The sequence below is a fragment of the Streptomyces sp. NPDC000410 genome (assembly GCF_040300305.1).
GTDB lineage: Bacteria > Actinomycetota > Actinomycetes > Streptomycetales > Streptomycetaceae > Streptomyces.
This window is the reverse complement of the sequence record NZ_JBEPDM010000004.1, coordinates 70,211-93,460: the sequence shown is the minus strand read 5'-3', so window position 1 is coordinate 93,460 and position 23,250 is coordinate 70,211. Positions and strand designations below refer to the sequence as shown.

Genomic DNA, 23,250 nt, shown 5'->3' with positions numbered 1-23,250 from the left:
CACAGGTCTCGCACGACGATTCGTACGAATTGCACGACGTCACGCCGAAGACCGCCCGGACCGACCGGGTGCTCTTCGGCGTGACCGCCGCCCTGACGCTCGCCTTCGTCCTCTGGGGCTCCGTCGCCACGGACGTACTCAAGTCGGTCTCGGACGCCATGCTGGCCGGTCTCATCCACAACGGCGGCTGGGCGTTCGTCCTGGCCGCGTCGAGCTTCGTGGTCTTCGCGCTCTGGATCGCCATCAGCCGCTACGGCAGGATCCCGCTCGGGAGGGAGGACGAGCAACCCGAGTTCCGCACCGTGTCCTGGGTGGCGATGATGTTCAGCGCGGGCATGGGCATCGGTCTGATGTTCTACGGGGTCAGCGAACCGCTCGCGCACTTCATCACCCCGCCGCCCGGCACCTACCCGGCCGACCCGGCCGAGGCCATGGAGGTCGCCATGGCCACGACCCTCTTCCACTGGACGCTGCATCCCTGGGCGATCTACGCCGTGGTCGGACTGGCCATCGCGTACAGCACCTTCCGACGCCGCAGGCGCCAGACCGTCAGCGCGGTCTTCGAGCCCCTCATCGGAAAGAAGCACGCACACGGCGCGGGCGGGCGGGTCATCGACGGCCTGGCCATCTTCGCCACCCTCTTCGGCTCCGCGGCCTCCCTCGGTCTCGGCGCCCTCCAGATCGGCAGCGGAGCCGTCGAACTCGGCTGGCTGACCAAGGCGAGCACCGCACTGCTCGTCGCCATCATCGTCGTCCTCACCCTGGCCTTCGTCCTCTCCGCGGTCTCCGGGGTCGAGAACGGCATCCAGTGGCTGTCCAACATCAACATGGTGCTGGCGCTGATCCTCGCCGTCTTCGTCTTCATCGTGGGGCCCACCATCGTCGTACTCGATCTGCTGCCGACGTCGATCGCCACCTACTTCGGCGAACTGCCGCAGCTGGCGGGCCGCACCGAAGCCGCGCGCGGCGAGGGCGTCGCCGAGTGGCTGGGCAAGTGGACGGTCTTCTACTGGGCGTGGTGGATCTCCTGGACGCCGTTCGTCGGCATGTTCATCGCCAGGATCAGCCGCGGGCGGACGATCCGTCAGTTCATCGGCGGCGTCATCCTGGTGCCGAGTACGGTCAGCCTGTTCTGGTTCGCCATCTTCGGCGGAACCGCGATGAAGCTCCAGGAACGCGGGCGGCTCGGTGACGAGGCGTCGCCGGAGGGGCAGCTCTTCGCCGTGCTCCAGCAGTTCCCCATCGCCACGGCGACGAGCCTGCTGGTGATGATCCTGGTGGGGATCTTCTTCGTCTCGGGCGCCGACGCCGCCTCCATCGTGATGGGCACGCTCTCCCAGAAGGGCGCACTGGAGCCCGGCCGGTTCGTCGTCGTCTTCTGGGGCGCCGTCACCGGGGCCGTCGCGGCCGTGATGCTCCTCATCGGCGGCGGACAGGGCGACGCGCTGGCCGGCCTGCAGAACCTCACCATCCTGGTGGCCGCCCCCTTCGTGCTCGTCATGATCGGCATGTGCTTCGCCCTGATGCGCGACCTGCGCCACGACCCGCTGATCGTGCGGGGGGAGCGCGGTGAGGAAGCGGTCGAGACCGCGGTCATCGCGGGCCACGAGCAGTACGACGGCGACTTCGAGATCCGCATCGGCCCGTCGCGTCCCTGACGACGGTCCGCGGGCCGTCGTTTCCCCCGCCGCCCCGGCCCCGGGCCCGGCCCTCGGCCCCGGGCGCCGCCGGGGGAGCGGCGGGCCCGCTCAGTCCACCAGCCCCGCCACGGCGTACGCGCACCCCCACGCCACCGTCACCCCCGCCCCGCCGTGCCCGTAGTTGTGCACCACGGTCACCCCGGCCGGACCGGCCTCGGCCGCGAGCCGCACCCCGGCGCCGCGCACCGGCCGCAACCCCACCCGATGCCCCAGCACCCGCGCCCCCGCGATCTCCGGCCTGACCCGCGCACACCGCTCCACGATCGCCGCCGCGGTCGCCGGGTCCGGTTCCAGGTCCCAGGCGTCGTCCTCCGCCGTACCTCCCAGAATCAGCCGCCCCGGCTGCGGAAAGAAGTACGTCGTCTCGCTCGACGCCTCGTCCGCGGCCGTGAACCACGTGTCGATCCCCGGGTTCTCCACCAGCACCAACTGGCCCCGCACCGCCCGCATCCCCGGATCCGGTACCCACTCCCGCGCGCCGAGCCCCGTGCAGTTGACCACCACCGAAGCGCCCACCATCGCCTCGGCCGGCGAGCGCACGGTCCGGGCCTCCACCACACCGCCCGCCGCCTCCAGCCGCGCCCGCAGCCACCTCAGATACATGGGCATGTCGACCAGCGGCAGCCGGGCCCCGAGCCCGGCCGCGTACCCGCCCGGTACCTCACCCGGCGGCAACTGCCGCAGCCCCGCCACCTCTTGCGCCCACGGACCCAGCTCGTCGAGCCGGACATCCGCGTGCACACCGGCCACCACCCGCACCCCGGTCCGCACGGGATCGGCGGCCAGCTCCTCGTAGACCCGCAGCGACTCCAGGGACCACGCGCCGACGAGCTCCCGCGGCTCGATGCGGTACGGCCACCACAGGGCCCCGGCCAGCGCGGACGTGGTCGCCTCGGCGGCCTCGCGGGTCCACACCCGCACCCGCCGCCCGCCCTCCGCCAGCACCACCGCCGTCGTCAGCCCGATGACCCCGCCGCCCACCACGATCACATCGCCGTCGCCTGCCATGGCCGGGACCGTAGCGGAATACCCGATGCCGTGCGCACAACACGTCGCGGCTGGGGATACTCCAGACATGTCTGCCGAGTACGCGACCTTCGGGCTGGCGCCGGCGATGCGGGCCGGGGGAGTCCTCGCGGATGGTGGGTACCAGATCCACCGGGACTTCATCGACTTCATCGTCGACGGCCGGCCGCTCCTCTTCCAGCTCTCCGACCTCGACGCCGTCTCGCCGCTCGCCTCCGACATCCCGCCCGCGATCTTCACCCACCAGGTGCGCAGCCTGCTGCTGGAGGCCGACGCCCCCCTGCCCGGCGGTCGTTACGTCATCTACGGCTGCCCCGAATGCGAACGGCTCGACTGCGGCGCCGTCACCGCCGTCATCGAGCGCGACGGCGAGGCCTTCGTCTGGCGGGACTTCGCCTGGCAGACGGAAGAGACCCCCGACCTGGAGCGGGGCGGGTACCACGGCCTCGGCCCGTTCCGCTTCCGTGCCGCCGAGTACCGTACGGAACTGGAACGGCTGCTCGCCGACGAGGCGGGCGGCACCCTGCCGCGCCGCCGGGTCCTGCTCATCGGCGCCCGCGTCGCCGTTCTCGCCAAGCTCGCCGCCGCCCTGCGCACCATCGGCATCGGCGCCGACATCACCCACGACGCCACGGCCGTCCCGGCCGAGGAGCTGCGCGCGTACGGCGCCGTCGCCTTCGGCCGGGCGGTCGGCCAGGAGGAGCGCGCGGCGGTGCGCGCCGCGTTCGAACAGGCGGGGGTGGACGTCGCGTACGTCGACGGTCTCGCCCCCGTCATCCCGCTCCTCGTCGCCCAGATCGAGCATGCCCTCGACCGCGGCCCGTCGGAGCGCCGCCGCCTGAACGGACTGACGGCGTCGGGTCCCGACGCGGTGGTGACCCTCACCTCCGCCTGCCGCGTCCAGCTCGTCGCGTACCGCCTGGACCGGCTCTACCGCACCCACACCCATGAGGTCTTCGACGGCGTGCTGGAGCCCGGCACCCACCGCATTCCCCTGGACGGGCGGGCCGTGAAGGGGCAGTCCTTCGTGGTGGCACGCGCCATGGGAGGCGTGCTGGTCGCGCCCGTGGAGCGCTGACACGGCCGCGGGGTCCGGGTGGGCCCTGCCCGGCGCTGTCCGGGCCGTCGTCACGTGGCGCTGTCCGGGCTGTCGTCACGTGGCGCTGTCCGGGCTGTCGTCACGCCGTGCCGATGTGCCGCTACCGCGACGGGACGCTCCGATCCCCTTCCCCGCCCCGACGCCGATTAGGATCGACCACCGAGCCGCGCCGCGCGGCGCGACCGCAAGACGACGAGGACCCGCACCCGATGACCGCAACACTCGTGGCCAAGGCGCTCGCCGCCGGGCACGGCGACCGTTCACTCTTCTCCGGGCTCGACCTCGTCGTCGCTCCCGGCGATGTCATCGGGCTCGTCGGAGCCAACGGCGCCGGCAAGTCGACCCTGCTGCGGCTGCTGGCCGGCCTCGACACACCGGAACAGGGCGAGCTGCGGCTTTCGCCGCCGCACGCCACCGTCGGCCACCTCCCGCAGGAGCCGGAGCGGCGGGCCGACGAGACCGTACGGCAGTTCCTGGCGCGCCGCACCGGTGTGGCCGCCGCGCAGGCCGCGATGGACGAGGCGACGCAGGGCCTTGTCGACGGTGCCCCCGGCGCCGACGACGCGTACGCGACCGCCCTCGAACGCTGGCTGAACCTCGGCGGCGCCGACCTCGACGAGCGCGCCGAGGAGGTCGCCGGCTCGCTCGGCCTCACCGTCGGGCTCGACCTGCCGATGACCGCGCTCTCCGGCGGCCAGGCCGCCCGCGCCGGGCTCGCCTCGCTCCTCCTCTCCCGCTACGACGTCTTCCTGCTCGACGAGCCGACGAACGACCTCGACCTCGACGGCCTGGAGCGGCTGGAGACGTTTGTCCAGGGCCTGCGCGCCGGCACGGTCGTGGTCAGTCACGACCGCGAGTTCCTCACCCGCACGGTCACCAAGGTCCTCGAGCTCGACCTCGCCCAGCAGCAGATCACCCTCTACGGCGGCGGTTACGAGGCCTACCTGGAGGAGCGGGAGACCGCGCGCCGGCACGCCCGCGAGGACTACGAGGAGTACGCCGACAAGAAGGCCGCCCTCGAAGGCCGCGCCCGGATGCAGCGCTCCTGGATGGACAAGGGCGTCAAGAACGCCCGGCGCAAGGCCACCGACAACGACAAGATCGGCCGCAAGTTCCGCAGCGAGGCGAGCGAGAAGCAGGCCGCCAAGGCCCGCCAGACCCAGCGCATGATCGAACGGCTCGACGCCGTCGAGGAGCCCCGCAAGGAGTGGGAGCTGCGCATGGAGATCGCCTCCGCGCCACGCTCGGGCTCCGTCGTCGCCACCCTGCGCGACGCCGAGGTCCGGCGCGGCGACTTCCGCTTCGGGCCGGTCTCGCTCCAGATCGACTGGGCCGACCGGGTCGCGATCACCGGCGCCAACGGCTCCGGCAAGTCCACGCTGCTCGCCGCCCTCCTCGGGCGTCTCCCGCTGGACCGCGGACACACCTCGCTCGGCTCCGGCGTCGTCGTCGGCGAGGTCGACCAGGCCCGGGGGCTCTTCCACGGCACGGATTCGCTGCTGGACGCGTTCTGCGCGGCCGTACCGGACACCGAACCCGCCGACGTACGCACCCTGCTCGCCAAGTTCGGCCTCAAGGCGGATCACGTCCTGCGCCCCGCCACCACCCTCTCGCCGGGCGAACGCACCCGCGCCGCACTTGCCCTCCTCCAGGGCCGGGGCGTCAACCTCCTCGTCCTCGACGAGCCGACGAACCACCTCGACCTGCCGGCCATCGAGCAGCTGGAGTCCGCGCTCGACTCGTACAGCGGCACACTGCTGCTGGTCACGCACGACCGGCGGATGCTGGACGCGATCCGTACGACACGCCGTATCGAGGTGGCGGACGGCAAGGTGACGGAGTCCTGACCGCTGGGCCGCTCCGCGCCCGTGCCCCGGTGTGGGTGGGGCGCCTGCGGCGGGCTTTTCCCCCACCCCGCCCCTTCCCGAACTGGGGGCAAACCCTCAGGCCCCGTACGGCCTTCGGCCGTGTCCTCAAACGCCGGACGGGCCGGAAGTGGGGCTCAGCCCCACAATCCAGCCTCGCCGGCGTTTGAGGCGCGGGGGTTCGGGGGCAGAGCCCCCGACTCGGGAAGGGGCGGGGCGGGGAGGAAAAGCCCGCCGCAGGCGCACGCCCCGCCTACCGCCCGCCGCGCCCCTTCGGGTCCAGCAGGCCCGCCTTGCGCAGGGCATCCGCCATCGCGCTGTTCGCCGGGGCCGGGCCCGGGGCCGCCGCCTGGTTCTGGCGGCCGCCGCCCCCGGCACCGCCGCCGCGGCGCTCTCGCCCGCCACCCCCCTGGCGCTGCTGCGGCGGGCGCCCGCCCTGACCGCGCTCGCGACGGGGCTGCGGGGAGCCGGCCGCCTCGTCGTCCAGACGAAGCGTCAGCGAGATCCGCTTGCGCGGGATGTCGACGTCGAGGACCTTCACCTTCACCACGTCGCCCGGCTTCACCACATCGCGCGGGTCCTTCACGAACGTGCGGGACATCGCCGAGACATGGATCAGCCCGTCCTGGTGGACGCCGACGTCCACGAACGCGCCGAACGCCGCCACGTTCGTGACGACCCCCTCCAGCACCATCCCCGACGCCAGGTCGGAGATCTTCTCGACGCCCTCCTTGAAGGTCGCCGTCTTGAACGCGGGCCGCGGGTCGCGCCCCGGCTTCTCCAGCTCGCGCAGGATGTCCGTCACCGTCGGCAGACCGAACGTCTCGTCGACGAAGTCGTCGGCGCGCAGCGACCGCAGCACCGACGAGTTGCCGATCAGCGACGCCACCTCACTGCCCGCCGTCTTCACCATCCGCCGCACCACCGGATACGCCTCCGGGTGCACGCTCGACGCGTCCAGCGGATCGTCGCCGCCCCGGATGCGAAGGAAGCCCGCGCACTGCTCGTACGCCTTCGGGCCGAGCCGCGCCACGTCCTTGAGGGCCTTGCGCGAGCGGAACGGCCCGTTCGCGTCGCGGTGCGCCACGATGTTCTCGGCGAGTCCCGTGCCGATGCCCGACACGCGCGAAAGCAGCGGCGCGGACGCGGTGTTGACGTCGACCCCGACACCGTTCACACAGTCCTCGACGACCGCGTCCAGCGACCGGGACAGCTTCACCTCGGACAGATCGTGCTGGTACTGGCCGACGCCGATCGACTTGGGGTCGATCTTCACGAGCTCGGCGAGCGGGTCCTGCAGCCGCCGCGCGATCGAGACCGCGCCGCGCAGCGAGACGTCGAGACCGGGAAGCTCCTGCGAGGCGAACGCGGACGCCGAGTACACGGACGCGCCCGCCTCCGACACCATCACCTTGGTGAGCTTCAGCTCCGGATGCCTGGTGATCAGGTCACCGGCCAGCTTGTCCGTCTCGCGGGACGCCGTGCCGTTGCCGATGGCGACGAGCTCGACCGCGTGCTCCTTCGCCAGCCGGGCGAGCTTCGCCAGGGACTCGTCCCACTTGTTGGCGGGCACATGCGGATAGATCGTGTCCGTGGCGACGACCTTGCCGGTCGCGTCCACGACGGCGACCTTCACGCCCGTACGGAAGCCGGGGTCGAGGCCCAGCGTCGCCCGCGTACCGGCAGGCGCCGCGAGCAGCAGGTCCCGCAGGTTCGCCGCGAAGACCCGGACCGCCTCGTCCTCGGCGGCCGTCCGCAGCCGCAGCCGCAGGTCGATCCCGAGGTGCACGAGGATCCGCGTCCGCCAGGCCCAGCGCACCGTGTCCGCCAGCCACTTGTCGCCCGGACGGCCCCGATCGGCCACGTCGAACCGCCGGGCGACCATGCCCTCGTACGTCGAAGGGCCGTCGGTGGGCTCCTCGGGCTCCAGCTCCAGGGCGAGCACGTCCTCCTTCTCGCCGCGCAGCATCGCCAGGATCCGGTGCGAGGGCAGCTCGGTGAACGGCTCGGCGAAGTCGAAGTAGTCGGCGAACTTCGCGCCCGCCTCCTCCTTGCCGTCCTTCACCTTGGCCGCGAGCCGGCCCCGCGTCCACATGCGCTCACGCAGCTCGCCGATGAGGTCGGCGTCCTCCGAGAACTTCTCGGTGAGGATGGCGCGGGCGCCCTCCAGCGCGGCGGCAGGGTCCGTGACACCCTTGTCGGCGTCCACGAACGCAGCGGCGGCCGCGAGCGGTTCGACGGACGGATCGCCGAGCAGACCCTCGGCGAGCGGTTCGAGACCGGCCTCGCGCGCGATCTGCGCCTTCGTGCGCCGCTTGGGTTTGAAGGGCAGATAGATGTCCTCCAGACGCGCCTTGGTGTCGGCCGCCCGGATCTGCGCCTCCAGGGCCTCGTCCAGCTTGCCCTGTTCGCGTACGGAGTCGAGGATCGCGGTCCGCCGCTCCTCCAGCTCCCGCAGATAGCGCAGCCGCTCCTCAAGCGTGCGCAGCTGCGCGTCGTCGAGCATCTCGGTCGCTTCCTTGCGGTAGCGAGCGATGAACGGCACGGTCGACCCGCCGTCGAGCAGCTCGACGGCCGCCTTCACCTGCCGCTCGCGTACGCCGAGCTCCTCGGCGATCCTGCCTTCGATGGACGTCGTCACGGTTCCCCGACTCGCCTTCTGATGCTGGCTGTGCTGGCTGTGCTTGAGCCTGCATTCTGCCGGGTGGCCGGGTGCCGTGTCGCGTGGCCCCTCCGAGGCCGGCCCCAGGGCCTGTCTTTCGGCTCGGGCCCCAGGGTCTGTCTAGCCGCGCAGATAGGAGGGGAACGCACCGGCCGCGACCGCTGTCGTCAGGAATCCCTGCGCCAGTTCGGTGAGGCGTTCGACACCCTCCGTGCCCAGGTGCTCGTACGGGGCGCGATCGAGCCGGTCGGTGTGGTCCTCCAGCTCCGCACGCAGGGCAGAGCCCGCGCTCGTCAGCGCGCCCTCGGCGTCCAGCAGTCCGCGCTCGCGCAGCCGCTGCGAAGCCGCCTCCCAGTCGCCGCGCCGCCAGCCGCGGCTGGCGATGATCCAGCCGGGGGACATGCCCTTGCCGGTCGCGGTGTGGCTGACCAGTGCCTCCAGCGGGTCGAGCCCGGCGGACAGCAGCGCGGTCAGATGGCCGTCGCCGCGGTGCTCGCGCAGGAGCGTCGCCGCGTGCCAGTACGCGAGGTGCGGCTCCTCGGGCACCGGCAGGTCCGCGTGCGCCGCGTAGAGCGGGCGGGCGTGGCGGGTGCAGGCCTCCGTGGCGCGGAGCGCGAGCCGGGCGGCCTCCGCCATCGCGTCCGAGGCGACCCCGTCGCCGAGGAGCCTGCGCAGGGTGGCGTCCACGGCGCGCATCCGGGCCGCCAGCACGGTGGCGGGCGGGGCGATGTCCCACACGGCCGGCAGGTGCCGGGCGATGAGCTCGTGGTTGAAGTTGTAGAACGTGGCCGCCACCGTGCCCGGCCCGACGGCGCCTATCGCGGCGGCCCGCCCCGCGAAGTACGCCGCGCTCGTGTCCTCCACGCCGATGCCGGCGAGCTCCTGTGCGTAGTCGGGGGAGAAGTACACGGTGGAGTGCAGCGGGTTGACGGCGTTGTGGCAGCGGCGTCCCGCGCGCGGGGGCAGAGAGGTCATGACCCGTACGTTACCGACTGGTCGGTACGACGCAAGGGCGGGGCCGGACCGTCGTGGCAGGAAAGGTGGGGTGGACGTCATTGCGGTCACGGTGGCGGGCCCGGACGATGGACACATGCAAGAGAGATCACTCCTCGTCGTCCTCTTCGACGGCGTGCAGAGCCTCGACGTGACCGGCCCCGTGGAGGTCTTCGCGGGCGCCAACGCCTACCCGGGCGCGCCCTTCGCGTACCGCATCCGCACCGCCTCCCTCGACGGCGCGCCGGTGCGCACCTCCAGCGGGCTGACACTCGTACCGGACGGGGGTCTGTACGAGGCCGACGCACCGCACACCCTGATCGTCCCCGGCGGCCAGGGCACCCGCCGGCCCGCCCCCGAGCTGATCGACTGGCTGCGCGCACACGCCCCACGCGCCGAGCGCCTGGTCTCCGTCTGCACCGGCGCCCTGCTGCTGGCCGAAGCGGGGCTGCTCGACGGGCACCGGGCGACCACCCACTGGTCCGTCTGCGACCACCTCGCGCGCACGCACCCCGAGATCGACGTCGACCCCGAACCGATCTTCGTACGGGACGGGAAGCTCGCCACCTCCGCCGGCGTCACCTCCGGGATCGACCTGGCGCTCGCCCTGGTCGAGGAGGACATGGGCCGCGAGACCGCCCTCACCATCGCCCGCCACCTGGTCGTCTTCCTGCGCCGCCCGGGAAACCAGGCGCAGTTCAGCGCCCAGCTCGCCGCCCAGACCGCACAGCGCGAGCCGCTGCGCGAGGTGCAGCGGTTCATCACCGAGCACCCGGACGGCGATCTCTCGGTCGAGTCGCTGGCGTCCCACGCCCGCCTCTCGCCCCGTCAGTTCGCGCGGGCCTTCCGCTCGGAGACCGGGACGACACCGGGCAAGTACGTCGACCGGGTCCGCCTCGAACACGCGCGTCGGCTGCTGGAGGACACGGGCGACGGCGTCGAGGAGATCTCCCGCGCCTGCGGCTACGGCACGCCCGAGGCGATGCGCCGGGCCTTCGTGAAGGCCCTCGGAACGGCGCCGGCGGAATACCGCCGCCGCTTTCACGTGCCCGTCCACCGACCCGCGGAACCTGCCGACCGAGCCGCGGAACCAGCCGACCGACCTGGAGAACCGACCCACTGACCTGTGGGACCGACCGACTGACCTGCAGAACCGACCCACTGACCTGTGGGACCGACCGACTGACCTGCAGAACCGACCAGAGGAAAGGCATCATCCGATGCAGATCGCAGTCCTGCTCTACGACCGCTTCACCAGCCTCGACGCCGTCGGCCCGTTCGAACTGCTCAGTCGGCTGCCCGGTGCCGAGACCGTCTTCGTCGCGCGGGAAGCGGGCCCCGTACGCAACGACCAGGGGAACCTCGCCATGGTCGCCGACCGTTCCCTGGCGGAGGTCACCGCCCCGGACATCGTCGTCGTACCCGGCGGGCCTGGCTCGCGCGGGGTCATGCGCGACGAGACGGTCCTCGACTGGCTCCGTACGGCCGACGCCTCCAGCACCTGGACGACGTCCGTATGCAGCGGCTCCCTCATCCTCGCGGGGGCGGGACTGCTGAAGGGCCGCCGGGCCACCAGCCATTGGATGGCGCTCCACAACCTCACGGAGTTCGGCGCCGAGCCGACCGGCGAGCGTGTCGTCTTCGACGGGAAGTACGTCACCGCCGCCGGGGTCTCGTCCGGGATCGACATGGCCCTGCATCTGCTGGGCCGCCTCGCGGGCGACCAGGTGGCCCGGACCGTACAACTGCTCACCGAGTACGACCCGCAACCGCCTTACGACGCGGGCTCGCCGGACAAGGCACCGCGGGAGCTGGTGGAGTACTGGCGCGCACGCTCGGCCCAGGTCCTGTGACCATCGTCCGGTACGGGGCCGTCACACCGTCCAGGTGAACCTCGGAGCCCTGCGCTCCAGGAACGCGGCGACGCCTTCCGCCGTGTCACCGCTCGCACCGGCCTGCTCCGCCCAGTACCCGTCCCGGTCCGTCCGGCCCGCCGCGAACTCCTTGGCCGCGGCCTGGGTCAGCTGCGACCGGGACGCCAGCACCCGGGTGAACTCCGCGACCCGCTTGCCCAGCATGCCCTGCGGCAGGACCTCGTCCACCAGCCCGGTCCGCAGGGCCCGTTCCGTATCGATCAACTCGCCCGAGAACAGCAGGTACTTCGCCGTCGACGGCCCCACCAGCGACACCAGCCGCCGGGTCGAGGAGGACGCGTAGACGATGCCGAGCTTCGACGGGGTGATCCCGAAGGACGCGCCCTCCTCGGCGAACCGCAGATCGCAGGCCGCGGCCAGCTGGCAGCCGCCGCCCACGCAGTAGCCGCGCACCGCGGCCACCGTCGGCTTGGGGAAGGCGGCGAGCGCCTCCTCGGCCCGTACCGCCAGGGTCGGCTGGTCGTCGCCCGGCCGGCGCAGCGAGGAGATGTCGGCGCCGGCGCAGAAGGTGCCGCCGTCCCCCGTCAGCACCAGTGCCCGGACCGCGGCGTCGCCCGCCAGACGCTCCAGCAGCTCCGGCACGGCCTGCCACATCGCGGCCGTCATGGCGTTGCGTTTGGCGGGATTGCTGATGACGACGGTGGCGACGCCGTCCGTGACGGTGTGCTTGAGCTCCGGCTCCGTACGGTCCATGCGCCGGATGCTATCCGCACTCCACCAACCTAGGATCAAGAAGGGATCACGAGGGGGTGCGACGAGGAGGCACTCATGACCGGTCCCACGCGCAGGGCCCGCAAGGAGCACGAAGACCGAAGGGACCACGAGGGCAGGAAGCTCAGGCGCAGCTTCGGCTGGCTGGCGGCGCTCGGGGTGATTCTCGTGATCTGCGGGCTGGTCGGTCTTGTCTACACCGGCCTGGCGACCCTGACCTCGATGCTGCTCTTCGGCTGGCTGCTGCTGATCGGCGGACTGGTCGGGCTGCTGCACGCCGTGCAGTCACGGGGCACGAACTTCTTCTGGCTCGCCGTGGTGGTCGCCGCGCTCAACATCGCGGCCGGCGTGGTCGTGCTCCGCCATCCCACGGGCAGCGCGGAGGCGCTGACCATGTTCGCCGCGCTGCTGTTCCTGACCGGAGGGGTGTTCCGGCTGGTCGGGAGCGTGGTGGTGCGCGGACCGCAGTTCGGCTGGACGCTCGTGCAGGGGGCGTTCGGAGTGCTGCTCGGCGTTCTGGTGCTCGTGAACTGGCCCGAGAGCAGCCGCTATGTGCTGGGCGTGTTCTTCTCGCTGGCGTTGCTCTTCGACGGGCTCGGACTGATCGCGATCGGGGTCGGCGGCCGCCGGGTCATCGGCATGCTCACGGACGACGGCACGACGGCGGAGCCGACAGAACCGGTAACCGGAGAAGATCAGGACCGGTCACACAACTGACGCTGTCATACGCACCCGGTCAGAACCCGTCGATAGAGGCCGATTTCTGTTCAGCGGCCCGGTGCGGACCAACTCGGTACCAACACTCGGACTGAAGAGTTTCCGAGCAGAGCATCACGAGCACGAGGGTGGGTGCCGGACTTATGGAGAGCCCCGGGAGCATCCCGGCGCGGCCACTGTCGTACGAAGGCGTCTGGCGGTTCACCGCACCCGCGCTCGAGGTCTCCGTCCCGCAGGCCAGGCACGCCGTCCGCGACCTGATCCGCCGCCAGGGTGTGCCGGTCGACGGCGATCTCCTGGCCGGGCTGCTGCTGATCGTCTCCGAGCTGGTCACCAACTCCGTACGGCACGCGGCCCTGCTGTCGCCCGAGGTCGCCGTCGAGGTCGCGATCGGCCCGGAGTGGATCCGGGTGGCCGTCGAGGACAACCACCCGTACCGGCCCAAGGCGCTGGAGACCGACTACGGCCAGACGGGCGGGCGCGGCCTGCTGCTCGTCCGCGAGGTCACGCGGGAGGCCGGCGGCGAGTGCGACGTGGAGCACACCGCCACCGGCGGAAAGATCATCTGGGCCGCGCTGCCGCTCGCCCCGGTCCCCGGGCTCCCCGGCGGCGGGGTCACCAGCCCCCGGCCGGTCCCGTGAGCTCCTTGATCGCCGGACGCGCCGCGTCCAGCACGGTCATGAACCACGCGGAGAACGTGTCCCGCGCATGACGCTCGGCCAGCTCGGCCGCCGTCACGAAGGCCGTCTGCTCGACCTCGTCCGGGTCCGGCCGCAGCGTGGCCTGCACCATCCCCACGAAGAGATGGTTGAACTCCTGCTCCACCAGCCCCGACGCCGGGTCCGGGTGGTTGTAGCGGACGGTGCCCGCCTCCGCCATCAGCGACGGTGAGACGCCCAGCTCCTCGTACGTACGACGCGCCGCGGCGGCGAACGGAGCCTCACCCGGATAGGGATGCCCACAGCAGGTGTTCGACCAGACACCGGGGGAGTGGTACTTCCCGAGCGCGCGGCGCTGGAGCAGCAGCCGCCCCTGCTCGTCGAAGAGGAACACCGAGAACGCGCGGTGCAGCCGGCCGGGCGCCTGATGGGCGGCGAGCTTCTCGGCGGTGCCGATGGTATGGCCCATCTCGTCGACCAGTTCGAGCAAGATCGGCTGCTGGGTGCCGTTCGGCGAGCTGTTCGTCGCGGCGGCGGGTGTGGTCGGCATAGCCATCCTTCGCTTCGGTCCTCGGCCCTGCGGGGCGATCTCAGTCTGCCGTACAAAAGCGGCTTGTCCGCACTTCACCGTCACGGGCATGTCCGGGCCCGCCACGCCGACCGCGCGGCGGGCCCGGAGGGTGCTGCCTAGACCCCGAAGGCCTCGGGATAGCTGATCGTGCCCTTCGGCAGCGCCGTGGATTCGTCCAGGACCAGCGCCATCATCGCCTCATCGGGCACCTCGAACCCGGGCGCGATGCCCAGCCGCGAGGCGGGCGTGAAACCGAACCGCGGGTAGTACTCGGGATGCCCCAGCACCAGGACCAGCCGCTCACCGCGCACCCGTGCCGCGTCCAGCACGGCCCGGATCACGGCGGAGCCCGCGCCCCGCCGCTGGTGGCCGGGCGCGGTGGCGACCGGGGCCAGCGTCAGCGCCGTACCGTCCCCGACCCGGCAGCGAGTCAGCAGCGCGTACGCCGCGACCGAACCGTCCGGCGCCTCGGCCACGTACGACAGACCCGGCAGCCAGGCCGCCTCGTCCCGCCGCAGCGCGTCGACGAGATCCGCCTCGGACGGGGTCTCGAAGGCCGTCGCGTTGACGGCGTGCACGTGCGGGATGTCAGCGGCGGTCTCCGGCCGGGTCCGCCAGCGGGGGTCGGCCGGCCGCAGGACGTAGCCGGTGTAGCCGTACTCCGACCCGTGGTCGCGGCGCATGGCGATCTCCGCGAGGGTGGCGGGGAGAACCTCCGCCATCCCGGGGGCGGTGGGATCGGCCGCGGCCACCCGGGCGCCGAGCGGTCCGTAGTACTCCGCCCAGTCGCTCTCGGGCTGGCGGTGCACCCCGAGGATGTTGTAGCCCGCCCGCACCGCGGCCGCGGCGTTCTTGGCCGGCGTACGCAGCGCGTAGTGCTCGTCCCAGAAGGCGCGGGCCTCGGCACTCGGGCTGTCGCCGGTCCACTCGCACTCGCTGACGACGAGCGTCCCGCCGGGGGCGAGCAGCCGTCGCCACTCGCGCAGCGCGGTGTCGAAGCCGATCGCGTACGCCGAGCCCTCGGCCCAGACCAGGTCGAAGGACCCGTCGGGGAAGGGCAGCTCGGCCATGTCGGCCCTGACGGTACGGATCCGGTCGCCGAGCCCGTCGGCGTCGGCCGCCCGGCGCAGTTCGTCGAGGAACGGCTCGTGCAGATCCACGGCCGTCACCCGCGCGCCGGCCTCGGCGGCCAGCAGCAGCGAGGCACGGCCCGGACCGCAGCCCAGGTCGAGCACGCGGGGACGGGACGGCAGCGGACCGGCGAGCGCCAGCAGACGACGGGTCGAGTCGTCGGAGCCGGGGCTCTGCCGGGGCAGGCCGTGGTGAAGGGAGAAGAAGGCGTCGTGAATGACGTTGTCGGACAACGTGGGAACCCTTTGAGTGTGAGGGCCCCGGCCGCATCGCGGATCCGTACGACTCCGTACGAATCGATGCGCGTCTGTACGCGAGTGCGCGTAAGGATGCGCGTCAGTACGAGTCAGTACACGTCAGGTCGGCCGAGAGCCCGGAAGTCGATGAAGTCGATGACGGACCGAGCGCTGCGCAGGGCAGCCTCAACTGCGACGGTCATCAACCCCAGCTCCTCTCAAAGGCGTGGCGGAACCCGATCATTCCGCCTTCCGACTGTAACAGCCGTCAGTGACAGAGCCTCGGCTCATGGGCCGCGTGACCGCTGGGCTCCAGCTGGAACGTGCAGTGCTCCACATCGAAGTGCGTCCCCAGGCAGCCCTGCAGCTCGTGCAGCAGCTTCTCGTGCCCGATCGCGTCCAGGACGTCCTGGGCCACGACGACATGCGCCGAGAGCACCGGCATCCCCGACGTGATCGTCCAGGCGTGCAGATCGTGGACGTCCTCGACGCCGGGCAGGGCCAGTATGTGCTCGCGGACCTCGCCCATGTCGACGCCCTTGGGGGCCGCCTCCAGCAGCACGTTCAGCGTCTCGCGCAGCAGTTTGACCGTACGCGGAACGATCATCAGGCCGATCACCAGTGAGGCGATCGGGTCGGCCGCCTGCCAGCCGGTGGTCAGGATGACGACCCCGGCCACCAGGACCGTCACCGAGCCCAGAGCGTCTGCCAGGACCTCCAGATACGCCCCGCGCACATTGAGGCTCTCCTGCTGTCCCCGCATCAGCAGGGACAGCGAGACCATGTTGGCGACCAGACCGACGAGGGCGAACGCGATCGCGAGCCCGCCCTTGGTCTCGGCGGGCGTCATGAACCGCTGCACCGACTCGTACAGCACATAGCCGCCGACACCGAGCAGCAGCAGACAGTTCGCCAGCGCGGCGAGGATCTCGGCCCGCGCGAAGCCGTACGTGCGCCTCGCGTCGGCCGGACGGCCCGCGAAATGGATCGCCAGCAGTGCCATGGCGAGACCGAGCGCGTCCGTCGCCATGTGCGCGGCGTCGGCGATCAGGGCCAGCGAGTCGGCCAGGACGCCGCCGACGACCTGCAGGACCATCACGCCCAGGGTGATCGACAGCGCGATGCGCAGCCGCCCCTTGTAGGCGGCCGCCGCCGTGCCGGTCGGCGGCGGCCCACCGTGCCCGTGTCCGTGCCCGTGGTCGTGGCCAGCCCCCATGAGAACGCCTCCCGGATCGACTCGTTGATCTGTCCGAATGGCCAGTGAACTACGGGTGGGGGGTATCCGGCAACACGACGCTGAACACCGTTGTCATATCGTCTGACCTGCGAAGATGTTCGCAGGTCAGCGCCTCGGGCCGATCAGCGGCGGCGTGCCTCGGGGTGGTGCAGCACCCAGCCCTCCCACGCCGACTCGACCATCTCTCGCACCCCCCGCGAGGCCGTCCAGCCGAGCTCCTTCGCGATCCGCTCCACCGACGCCACGGCCCGCGCGGCATCCCCGGCACGGCGCGGCTCGACGACCGCGGGCGTGCCGTGACCCGTCACCTCGGCGACCAGCCGGGCGAGCTCCCGTACCGACACGCCCTCGCCCCGGCCGATGTTCACGGTGAGGTCCCCGGCGCCGGTCTGTCCGGCCAGCCGGCGGGCCACCGTGAGGTGGGCGTCGGCGAGATCGGCGACGTGGATGTAGTCGCGGACGCAGGTGCCGTCGGGGGTGGCGTAGTCGTCGCCGAAGATACGGGGCGCCTCGCCGCGGGTGATCCGGTCGAAGAACATCGGGATGATGTTGAACACCCCGGTGTCGGCGAGCTCGGGCCGCGCCGCGCCCGCCACGTTGAAGTAGCGCAGACAGGCGGTGGCGATCCCGTGGGCCTGCCCCGCCGCCCGCACCAGCCACTCGCCCGCGAGCTTGGTCTCGCCGTACGGATTGATCGGCACGGCGGGGGTCTCCTCCGTGATGAGCTCCACATCGGGGACCCCGTACACGGCGGCGGACGAAGAGAAGAGGAAGCGCGGTACGCCGGCGGCGACCACGGCCTCCAGCAGCACCGTGAGCCCGTGCACGTTCTGCCGGTAGTAGCGCAGCGGCTGCTCGACGGACTCCCCGACCTGCTTCTTGGCGGCGAGGTGCACCACGCCGGTGACCGCGTGGTCGGCGAGCGTGCGGTCGAGCAGCTCCCGGTCCAGCACCGAACCGCGGACCAGGGGCACGCCGTCGGGGAGCCGCCCCGCGACTCCCGTCGACACGTCGTCGAGCACGACGAGGCGCTCCCCGGCCTCGGCCATGGCATGCGCCACGTGGGCTCCGATGTACCCCGCTCCACCTGTGATCAGCCAAGTCATAGCCGCAACCCTAGGCCCTGCGCGGGCCTGGTTTGTGGGGTACGGCGTGGATCGACAATGATGATCTCCGGCCGGGCCGCCGCGGCCCGGTCACGCCCGTGAGCGGCCACGAGGCCGCCGGGCGGAGCGGGAGTGTCCGCACCGGGAAACCTCGGTGAACTCGTGTTTCCGTTCATCCGATAGCCTCAGCCGACGTGCCGCCGCCCGGGTCCCGGGCCGAGCCGCCGTGCACACCCATCTGTTCCGCGCCAAGGAGTGAGTCCGTCTGTCGACCGCCATCCTCACCGGTCCGCCGGTACCCGGATCGCCGCTCGAAGGCGATCTCCGGTCGCTGGGCTTCGATGTGCGTATCGCCTCCGGCCCCGACGAGACCGCCGAGCTTCTCGCCGCGGTCCCGGGCGCCGAACGCGTCGCCGTCGTCGACCCGCGCTTCGTCGGCCACGTACACGCTCTCCGCCTGGGTCTGACCGACCCCCGCTTCCCCGCCGCCGCGGTCACGGGGGCCGTCACGGCCCAGCCGGCGGCGCGGGGGGCGCTGCTGACGGCGCTGCGCGCAGCGGCGGAGACCACCGCCCGCGACACGGCCCCGGCGGCGGAGCCGGGCTCGTCCGACGAGCGGGGCGTCAGTCTCGCCGACCGCGCCGCCGAGGCGCTCGACGCGGAAGGCGTCAGCGCGCACCGGCCCGAGCTCGGGTCGCTCGTCGCGACCGTGCCCGGGGATCCGCAGGCGCGCAACGAGGCGCGGCAGGCCGTCGCCGCCGTCGACGACGAGGACGTACGGCTGCGCTCCGCCGTGAAGGCCCGCGACGGGTTCTTCACCACCTTCTGCATCAGCCCGTACTCGCGCTACATCGCCCGCTGGTGCGCCCGGCGCGGGCTGACCCCCAACCAGGTCACCACCGCCTCGCTGATCACCGCGCTGATCGCGGCCGGCTGCGCCGCCACCGGCGATCGCTGGGGCTTCGTCGCCGCCGGCGTGCTGCTGCTGTTCTCCTTCGTCCTGGACTGCACCGACGGGCAGCTCGCCCGCTACAGCCTGCAGTACTCGACGATGGGTGCCTGGCTCGACGCGACGTTCGACCGCGCCAAGGAGTACGCGTACTACGCGGGCCTCGCGCTCGGGGCCGCGCGCGGCGGGGACGACGTATGGGCTCTCGCGCTCGGCGCGATGGTGCTCCAGACCTGCCGCCACGTCGTGGACTTCTCCTTCAACGAGGCCAACCACGACGCGGTGTCCAACACGAGCCCCACCGCCGCCCTCTCCGACAAGCTCGACAGCGTCGGCTGGACGGTCTGGGTGCGCCGCATGATCGTGCTGCCGATCGGCGAGCGCTGGGCCATGATCGCCGTACTGACGGCCGTGACCACGCCCCGGATCGTCTTCTACGCCCTCCTCGTCGGCTGCGCCTTCGCCGCCGCGTACACGACAGCGGGCCGTGTCCTGCGCTCGCTTACTCGCAAGGCGCGCCGCACGGACCGCGCGGCACGGGCGCTCGCCGATCTCGCCGACTCCGGCGCGCTCGCCGAGAGCCTCGCGGCGGTCTTCGCCAAGGCCGCGCGCGGCCTTCCCGGGATCGCGCCGCTCGCGATCGCCGTGGCGGGCGGTGCGGCCGTCGTGACGGCCGCAGCTGTCGCGGACTTCGGCAGCTGGTGGCCCGTGGCGGCTGCCGCGCTGTACGCCGCGACCTCCGGTTTCGCCGTGGCCAGGCCCCTCAAGGGCGCCCTCGACTGGCTCGTCCCGCCGGTCTTCCGGGCCACGGAGTACGGCGTGATCCTGCTCCTCGCCGCCCGCTCCGAGGTGAACGGGGCCTTGCCCGCGGCTTTCGGGCTGGTCGCGGCCGTCGCCTACCATCACTACGACACGGTGTACCGCATCCGCGGTGGCACCGGCGCGCCGCCGGCCTGGCTGGTGCGGACGATCGGCGGGCACGAAGGCCGCACGCTGGTGGTGGCGGTCCTCGCCGCCGTCCTGGCGTCGGACGCCACCGCGTTCACCGTCGCACTCACCGCATCCGCGGTGGCCGTAGCGCTGGTGGTGCTCGTGGAGTCCATCCGCTTCTGGGTCTCCTCCGGGGCACCCGCCGTACATGACGAAGGAGAACCCGCATGATCGGCCTCGTACTGGCAGCCGGTGCCGGACGGCGTCTGCGTCCCTACACCGACACGCTTCCGAAGGCCCTCGTGCCCGTCGACGGTGACACCACCGTCCTCGACCTCACCCTCGGCAACTTCGCCGAGGTCGGCCTCACCGAGGCCGCCATCGTCGTCGGCTACCGCAAGGAAGCCGTGTACGCGCGCAAGGAGGAGCTGGAGGCGAAGTACGGCCTGGGGCTCACCCTCATCGACAACGACAAGGCCGAGGAGTGGAACAACGCCTACTCCCTGTGGTGCGCCCGTGACGTGCTCAAGCAGGGTGTGATCCTCGCCAACGGCGACACCGTGCACCCGGTCTCCGTCGAGAAGACGCTGCTCGCGGCCCAGGGCGACGGTCAGCGGATCATTCTCGCCCTCGACACGGTGAAGCAGCTCGCCGACGAGGAGATGAAGGTCATCACGGCCGACGGCAATGGTGTGCAGAAGATCACCAAGCTGATGGACCCGGCCACCGCGACCGGTGAGTACATCGGCGTCACCCTCATCGAGCCCGAGGCCGCCGAGGCGCTCGCCGACGCGCTGAAGGCCACCTTCGAGCGCGACCCGGACCTCTACTACGAGGACGGCTACCAGGAGCTCGTGAACCGGGGCTTCCAGATCGACGTGGCGCCGATCGGCGACGTCAAGTGGGTCGAGATCGACAACCACGACGACCTCGCGAAGGGCCGTGAGATCGCGTGCCAGTACTGACCCGGCTCATCCCGTCGCCGGTCGTCGTCGACATCAGCCGCGGCGCCATGGACGATCTGGCCGGCCTCCTGGCCGACCAGCGGATCTCCTCGTCGGGCAAGCTGGCGTTCGCGATCAGCAACGGATCGGGCCAGGCGCTGCGCGAGAAGCTCGCGCCGCTGCTGCCCGACGCCGACTGGTACGAGGTCGCCGACGGCACCATCGACTCCGCCGTCAGGCTCGCCGACGGCATCAAGGGCAAGCGGTACGACGCCGTCGTCGGCCTCGGCGGCGGCAAGATCATCGACGTGGCGAAGTACGCCGCGGCGCGGGTCGGCCTGCCCATGGTCGCCGTCGCCACGAACCTCGCCCACGACGGGCTCTGCTCGCCGGTGTCCATCCTGGACAACGACAACGGACGCGGCTCCTACGGCGTCCCCACGCCCATCGCCATGGTCATCGACCTCGACGTGGTCCGTGAGGCCCCGGTCCGCTTCATCCGCTCCGGCATCGGCGACGCGATCTCCAACATCTCGGCGATCGCCGACTGGGAGCTGTCGCACCAGGTCAACGACGAGCCGATGGACGGACTGGCCGCCGCCATGGCCCGTACCGCCGGAGAGTCGGTACTGCGCCACCCCGGCGGGGTCGGCGACGACGAGTTCCTCACCGTGCTCTCCGAGGCGCTCGTCCTGTCCGGCATCGCCATGTCGATCAGCGGCGACACCCGGCCCTCCTCCGGTGCCTGCCACGAGATCAGCCACGCCTTCGACCTGCTCTACCCCAAGCGCTGCGCGCTCCACGGCGAGCAGGTCGGACTGGGCGCCGCCTTCGCGATGCATCTGCGTGGCGCTCGCGAGCAGTCGGTGCTCTTCGCCGAGGTACTCCGCAGGCACGGCCTGCCGGTGCTTCCCGAGGAGATCGGCTTCACCCCGGACGAGTTCGTACGGGCCGTGGAGTACGCGCCGCAGACCCGCCCGGGACGCTTCACCGTCCTCGAACACCTCGACCTGTCCACCGACCAGATCAGGGACGCGTACGCCGACTATGCCAAGACCATCCGTAGCTGAACTCCGACCGGTCGTTCACCCGGCAGGGGTGAAGGACCGGCGTAGCGGAGAGCACTGGGGCGGCCGCCTGTACATGCGCGAGATCTCCCTGCGTATCACCCGCCTCCTGGTCACCACCAAGGTCACGCCGAACCAGCTGACCTACCTGATGACCGTCTGCGGTGTCCTCGCCGCCCCGGCCCTGCTCGTGCCGGGCATCTGGGGCGCCGTCCTCGGCGTCGTCGCGGTCCAGCTCTATCTGCTGCTGGACTGCGTCGACGGGGAGGTGGCCCGCTGGAAGAAGCAGTACTCGCTCTCCGGGGTCTACCTGGACCGGGTCGGCGCCTACCTGTGCGACGCGGCGGTCCTCGTCGGCTTCGGCCTGCGCGCCGCCGACCTGTGGGGCGGCGGGCGGATCGACTGGCTGTGGGCCTTCCTCGGCACCCTCGCGGCGCTCGGCGCGATCCTGATCAAGGCCGAGACCGACCTGGTCGGCGTCGCCCGGCACCAGGCCGGGATGGAGCCGGTCAAGGACGCGGCGGCCGAGCCGCGTTCGTCCGGTGTGGCGCTCGCCCGCCGGGCCGCGGCCGCGCTGAAGTTCCACCGGCTGGTCCTCGGCATCGAGGCCTCGCTGCTCATCCTGGTGCTGGCCGTCGTCGACCAGGTCCGGGGCGATCTGTTCTTCTCCCGTCTCGGTGTGGCGGTGCTGGCCGGTATCGCGTTGCTGCAGACCGTGCTGCACCTGGTGTCCGTGCTCGCCTCCAGCAGGCTGAGGTGAGTGCCCCCGTGACCTCCCCCATGAAGCTCGGCGCCGTCATCATCACCATGGGCAACCGCCCCGACGACCTGCGTGCGCTCCTCGACTCGGTCGCCAAGCAGGAGGGCGACCCCGTCGAGGTGGTCGTCGTCGGCAACGGCGCCCCGGTCACCGGCGTCCCCGACGGCGTACGCACGGTCGACCTGCCGGAGAACCTCGGCATCCCCGGCGGCCGCAACGCCGGCATCGAGGCCTTCGGCGCGTCCGGCACGGACGTCGACGCCCTGCTCTTCCTGGACGACGACGGCCTGCTGCCGAACACGGACACCGCGCGCCTCGTCCGCGAGGCGTTCGAGGCCGACCCGGGGCTCGGGATCATCAGCTTCCGGATCGCCGACCCGGAGACCGGTGCCACCCAGCGCCGCCACGTACCCAGGCTGCGCGCGTCCGACCCGATGCGGTCCTCCCGCGTGACGACCTTCCTCGGCGGCGCCAACGCCGTCCGTACGAAGGTCATCGCCCAGGTCGGCGGGCTGCCGGACGCGTTCTTCTACGCCCACGAGGAGACGGACCTCGCCTGGCGGGCGCTGGACGCCGGCTGGATGATCGACTACCGCTCCGACATGGTGCTGTTCCACCCGACGACCCCGCCGTCCCGGCACGCGGTCTACCACCGGATGGTGGCCCGCAACCGGGTCTGGCTGGCACGCCGCAATCTGCCCGCGCCGCTGGTGCCGGTCTACCTCGGCGTGTGGATCCTGCTCACCCTCGCCCGCCGGCCCTCGGCCGCGGCGCTCAAGGCGTGGTTCGGCGGTTTCCGGGAAGGCTGGACCACACCGTGCGGGCCCCGGCGGCCCATGAAGTGGCGTACGGTGTGGCGCCTGACCAGACTGGGCCGACCGCCTGTCGTCTGACGGCCCGGATCTGAGAGCATCGGGCGTACTTCGTTTCCGGGACCTGGCCGCCACCTGAGC

General features: G+C 71.9%; 20 protein-coding genes. 12 read left to right on the top strand and 8 right to left on the bottom strand.

Going from position 1 to position 23,250, the window contains the following annotated elements; all coding sequences use genetic code 11:
- The first annotated feature begins 29 nt into the window (after positions 1–29).
- Complete coding sequence (locus ABT342_RS07360) at positions 30–1,658, top strand: BCCT family transporter (protein ID WP_502965488.1); 1,629 nt, start codon at positions 30–32, stop codon at positions 1,656–1,658.
- 90 nt (positions 1,659–1,748) lie between these two features.
- Here ABT342_RS07360 and ABT342_RS07355 read toward each other — a convergent pair whose 3' ends face one another.
- Complete coding sequence (locus ABT342_RS07355) at positions 1,749–2,708, bottom strand: NAD(P)/FAD-dependent oxidoreductase (protein WP_351568353.1); 960 nt, start codon at positions 2,706–2,708, stop codon at positions 1,749–1,751.
- A 67-nt stretch (positions 2,709–2,775) separates the two neighbouring features.
- Between ABT342_RS07355 and ABT342_RS07350 the strand changes: the two genes are divergently transcribed.
- Both ABT342_RS07350 and ABT342_RS07345 read left to right on the top strand, forming a co-directional pair.
- Positions 2,776–3,804 carry an oxidoreductase gene (locus ABT342_RS07350; RefSeq protein ID WP_351568351.1) on the top strand — a complete coding sequence of 343 codons (1,029 nt, stop codon included), beginning with the start codon at positions 2,776–2,778 and terminating at the stop codon, positions 3,802–3,804.
- Positions 3,805–4,034: 230 nt separating this feature from the next.
- The gene (locus ABT342_RS07345; protein ID WP_351568349.1) at positions 4,035–5,672 is read left to right on the top strand and encodes an ABC-F family ATP-binding cassette domain-containing protein; all 1,638 of its coding nucleotides are present in this window, start codon (positions 4,035–4,037) and stop codon (positions 5,670–5,672) included.
- 271 nt (positions 5,673–5,943) lie between these two features.
- On the opposite strand, the gene ABT342_RS07340 is transcribed toward ABT342_RS07345, so the two are convergent.
- Positions 5,944–8,331, bottom strand: a complete 2,388-nt coding sequence (locus tag ABT342_RS07340) for a Tex family protein (RefSeq protein WP_351568347.1) — start codon at positions 8,329–8,331, stop codon at positions 5,944–5,946.
- Positions 8,332–8,472: 141 nt separating this feature from the next.
- Positions 8,473–9,327 carry an SCO6745 family protein gene (locus ABT342_RS07335; protein WP_351568344.1) on the bottom strand — a complete coding sequence of 285 codons (855 nt, stop codon included), beginning with the start codon at positions 9,325–9,327 and terminating at the stop codon, positions 8,473–8,475.
- 115 nt (positions 9,328–9,442) lie between these two features.
- On the opposite strand from ABT342_RS07335, the gene ABT342_RS07330 reads away from it, so the two are divergent.
- Together ABT342_RS07330 and ABT342_RS07325 are read left to right on the top strand one after the other, a co-directional pair.
- The gene (locus ABT342_RS07330) at positions 9,443–10,468 is read left to right on the top strand and encodes a GlxA family transcriptional regulator (RefSeq protein ID WP_351568342.1); all 1,026 of its coding nucleotides are present in this window, start codon (positions 9,443–9,445) and stop codon (positions 10,466–10,468) included.
- A 97-nt stretch (positions 10,469–10,565) separates the two neighbouring features.
- Complete coding sequence (locus tag ABT342_RS07325; protein WP_351568340.1) at positions 10,566–11,198, top strand: DJ-1/PfpI family protein; 633 nt, start codon at positions 10,566–10,568, stop codon at positions 11,196–11,198.
- A 21-nt stretch (positions 11,199–11,219) separates the two neighbouring features.
- Here ABT342_RS07325 and ABT342_RS07320 read toward each other — a convergent pair whose 3' ends face one another.
- Entirely contained in the window at positions 11,220–11,972 is a 753-nt protein-coding gene (locus ABT342_RS07320) for an enoyl-CoA hydratase/isomerase family protein (RefSeq protein WP_351568338.1), read from the bottom strand.
- A gap of 75 nt (positions 11,973–12,047) precedes the next feature.
- Here ABT342_RS07320 and ABT342_RS07315 point away from each other — a divergent pair, with 75 nt between their 5' ends.
- Together ABT342_RS07315 and ABT342_RS07310 are read left to right on the top strand one after the other, a co-directional pair.
- The gene (locus ABT342_RS07315; RefSeq protein ID WP_351568335.1) at positions 12,048–12,707 is read left to right on the top strand and encodes an HdeD family acid-resistance protein; all 660 of its coding nucleotides are present in this window, start codon (positions 12,048–12,050) and stop codon (positions 12,705–12,707) included.
- A gap of 143 nt (positions 12,708–12,850) precedes the next feature.
- Positions 12,851–13,348, top strand: a complete 498-nt coding sequence (locus ABT342_RS07310) for an ATP-binding protein (RefSeq protein ID WP_351568872.1) — start codon at positions 12,851–12,853, stop codon at positions 13,346–13,348.
- Here the strand turns inward: ABT342_RS07310 and idi are convergent.
- The 4 genes from idi to galE all read right to left on the bottom strand — a co-directional run bounded on the left by idi (position 13,323) and on the right by galE (position 17,647).
- Positions 13,323–13,916 carry an isopentenyl-diphosphate Delta-isomerase gene (gene idi / locus ABT342_RS07305; protein WP_351568332.1) on the bottom strand — a complete coding sequence of 198 codons (594 nt, stop codon included), beginning with the start codon at positions 13,914–13,916 and terminating at the stop codon, positions 13,323–13,325. The genes ABT342_RS07310 and idi overlap by 26 nt on opposite strands.
- A 137-nt stretch (positions 13,917–14,053) precedes the next feature.
- Positions 14,054–15,301 carry a bifunctional class I SAM-dependent methyltransferase/N-acetyltransferase gene (locus ABT342_RS07300; protein WP_351568329.1) on the bottom strand — a complete coding sequence of 416 codons (1,248 nt, stop codon included), beginning with the start codon at positions 15,299–15,301 and terminating at the stop codon, positions 14,054–14,056.
- A gap of 271 nt (positions 15,302–15,572) precedes the next feature.
- A complete protein-coding gene (locus ABT342_RS07295; protein ID WP_351568326.1) occupies positions 15,573–16,520 on the bottom strand; it encodes a cation diffusion facilitator family transporter in 948 nt (315 codons plus the stop codon).
- Between the two features lie 143 nt (positions 16,521–16,663).
- Complete coding sequence (galE, locus tag ABT342_RS07290) at positions 16,664–17,647, bottom strand: UDP-glucose 4-epimerase GalE (protein WP_351568323.1); 984 nt, start codon at positions 17,645–17,647, stop codon at positions 16,664–16,666.
- Positions 17,648–17,912: 265 nt separating this feature from the next.
- On the opposite strand from galE, the gene ABT342_RS07285 reads away from it, so the two are divergent.
- Genes ABT342_RS07285 through ABT342_RS07265 form a run of 5 tightly spaced genes read left to right on the top strand, consistent with a single transcriptional unit; the run spans position 17,913 to position 23,190 of the window.
- Complete coding sequence (locus ABT342_RS07285; RefSeq protein WP_351568870.1) at positions 17,913–19,757, top strand: DUF5941 domain-containing protein; 1,845 nt, start codon at positions 17,913–17,915, stop codon at positions 19,755–19,757.
- The gene (locus ABT342_RS07280; protein ID WP_351568320.1) at positions 19,754–20,491 is read left to right on the top strand and encodes a phosphocholine cytidylyltransferase family protein; all 738 of its coding nucleotides are present in this window, start codon (positions 19,754–19,756) and stop codon (positions 20,489–20,491) included. The genes ABT342_RS07285 and ABT342_RS07280 overlap by 4 nt, the downstream gene beginning before the upstream one ends.
- The gene (locus ABT342_RS07275) at positions 20,479–21,540 is read left to right on the top strand and encodes an iron-containing alcohol dehydrogenase family protein (RefSeq protein ID WP_351568317.1); all 1,062 of its coding nucleotides are present in this window, start codon (positions 20,479–20,481) and stop codon (positions 21,538–21,540) included. The genes ABT342_RS07280 and ABT342_RS07275 overlap by 13 nt, the downstream gene beginning before the upstream one ends.
- Entirely contained in the window at positions 21,518–22,297 is a 780-nt protein-coding gene (locus tag ABT342_RS07270; RefSeq protein ID WP_351568314.1) for a CDP-alcohol phosphatidyltransferase family protein, read from the top strand. The genes ABT342_RS07275 and ABT342_RS07270 overlap by 23 nt, the downstream gene beginning before the upstream one ends.
- A gap of 20 nt (positions 22,298–22,317) precedes the next feature.
- Positions 22,318–23,190: a glycosyltransferase family 2 protein gene (locus tag ABT342_RS07265; protein ID WP_502965487.1), complete on the top strand. Its 873-nt coding sequence runs from the start codon at positions 22,318–22,320 to the stop codon at positions 23,188–23,190.
- Positions 23,191–23,250: the final 60 nt, after the last annotated feature.

Bases quoted from the DNA above. Each gene is read 5' to 3' on its own strand.
- ABT342_RS07355 (WP_351568353.1), bottom strand. From the start codon at position 2,708: ATGGCAGGCGACGGCGATGTGATCGTGGTGGGCGGCGGGGTCATCGGG.
- ABT342_RS07350 (WP_351568351.1), top strand. From the start codon at position 2,776: ATGTCTGCCGAGTACGCGACCTTCGGGCTGGCGCCGGCGATGCGGGCC.
- ABT342_RS07345 (WP_351568349.1), top strand. From the start codon at position 4,035: ATGACCGCAACACTCGTGGCCAAGGCGCTCGCCGCCGGGCACGGCGAC.
- ABT342_RS07335 (WP_351568344.1), bottom strand. From the start codon at position 9,327: ATGACCTCTCTGCCCCCGCGCGCGGGACGCCGCTGCCACAACGCCGTC.
- ABT342_RS07330 (WP_351568342.1), top strand. From the start codon at position 9,443: ATGCAAGAGAGATCACTCCTCGTCGTCCTCTTCGACGGCGTGCAGAGC.
- ABT342_RS07325 (WP_351568340.1), top strand. From the start codon at position 10,566: ATGCAGATCGCAGTCCTGCTCTACGACCGCTTCACCAGCCTCGACGCC.
- ABT342_RS07320 (WP_351568338.1), bottom strand. From the start codon at position 11,972: ATGGACCGTACGGAGCCGGAGCTCAAGCACACCGTCACGGACGGCGTC.
- ABT342_RS07315 (WP_351568335.1), top strand. From the start codon at position 12,048: ATGACCGGTCCCACGCGCAGGGCCCGCAAGGAGCACGAAGACCGAAGG.
- ABT342_RS07310 (WP_351568872.1), top strand. From the start codon at position 12,851: ATGGAGAGCCCCGGGAGCATCCCGGCGCGGCCACTGTCGTACGAAGGC.
- idi (WP_351568332.1), bottom strand. From the start codon at position 13,916: ATGCCGACCACACCCGCCGCCGCGACGAACAGCTCGCCGAACGGCACC.
- ABT342_RS07295 (WP_351568326.1), bottom strand. From the start codon at position 16,520: ATGGGGGCTGGCCACGACCACGGGCACGGACACGGGCACGGTGGGCCG.
- galE (WP_351568323.1), bottom strand. From the start codon at position 17,647: ATGACTTGGCTGATCACAGGTGGAGCGGGGTACATCGGAGCCCACGTG.
- ABT342_RS07280 (WP_351568320.1), top strand. From the start codon at position 19,754: ATGATCGGCCTCGTACTGGCAGCCGGTGCCGGACGGCGTCTGCGTCCC.
- ABT342_RS07270 (WP_351568314.1), top strand. From the start codon at position 21,518: ATGCCAAGACCATCCGTAGCTGAACTCCGACCGGTCGTTCACCCGGCA.
- ABT342_RS07265 (WP_502965487.1), top strand. From the start codon at position 22,318: ATGAAGCTCGGCGCCGTCATCATCACCATGGGCAACCGCCCCGACGAC.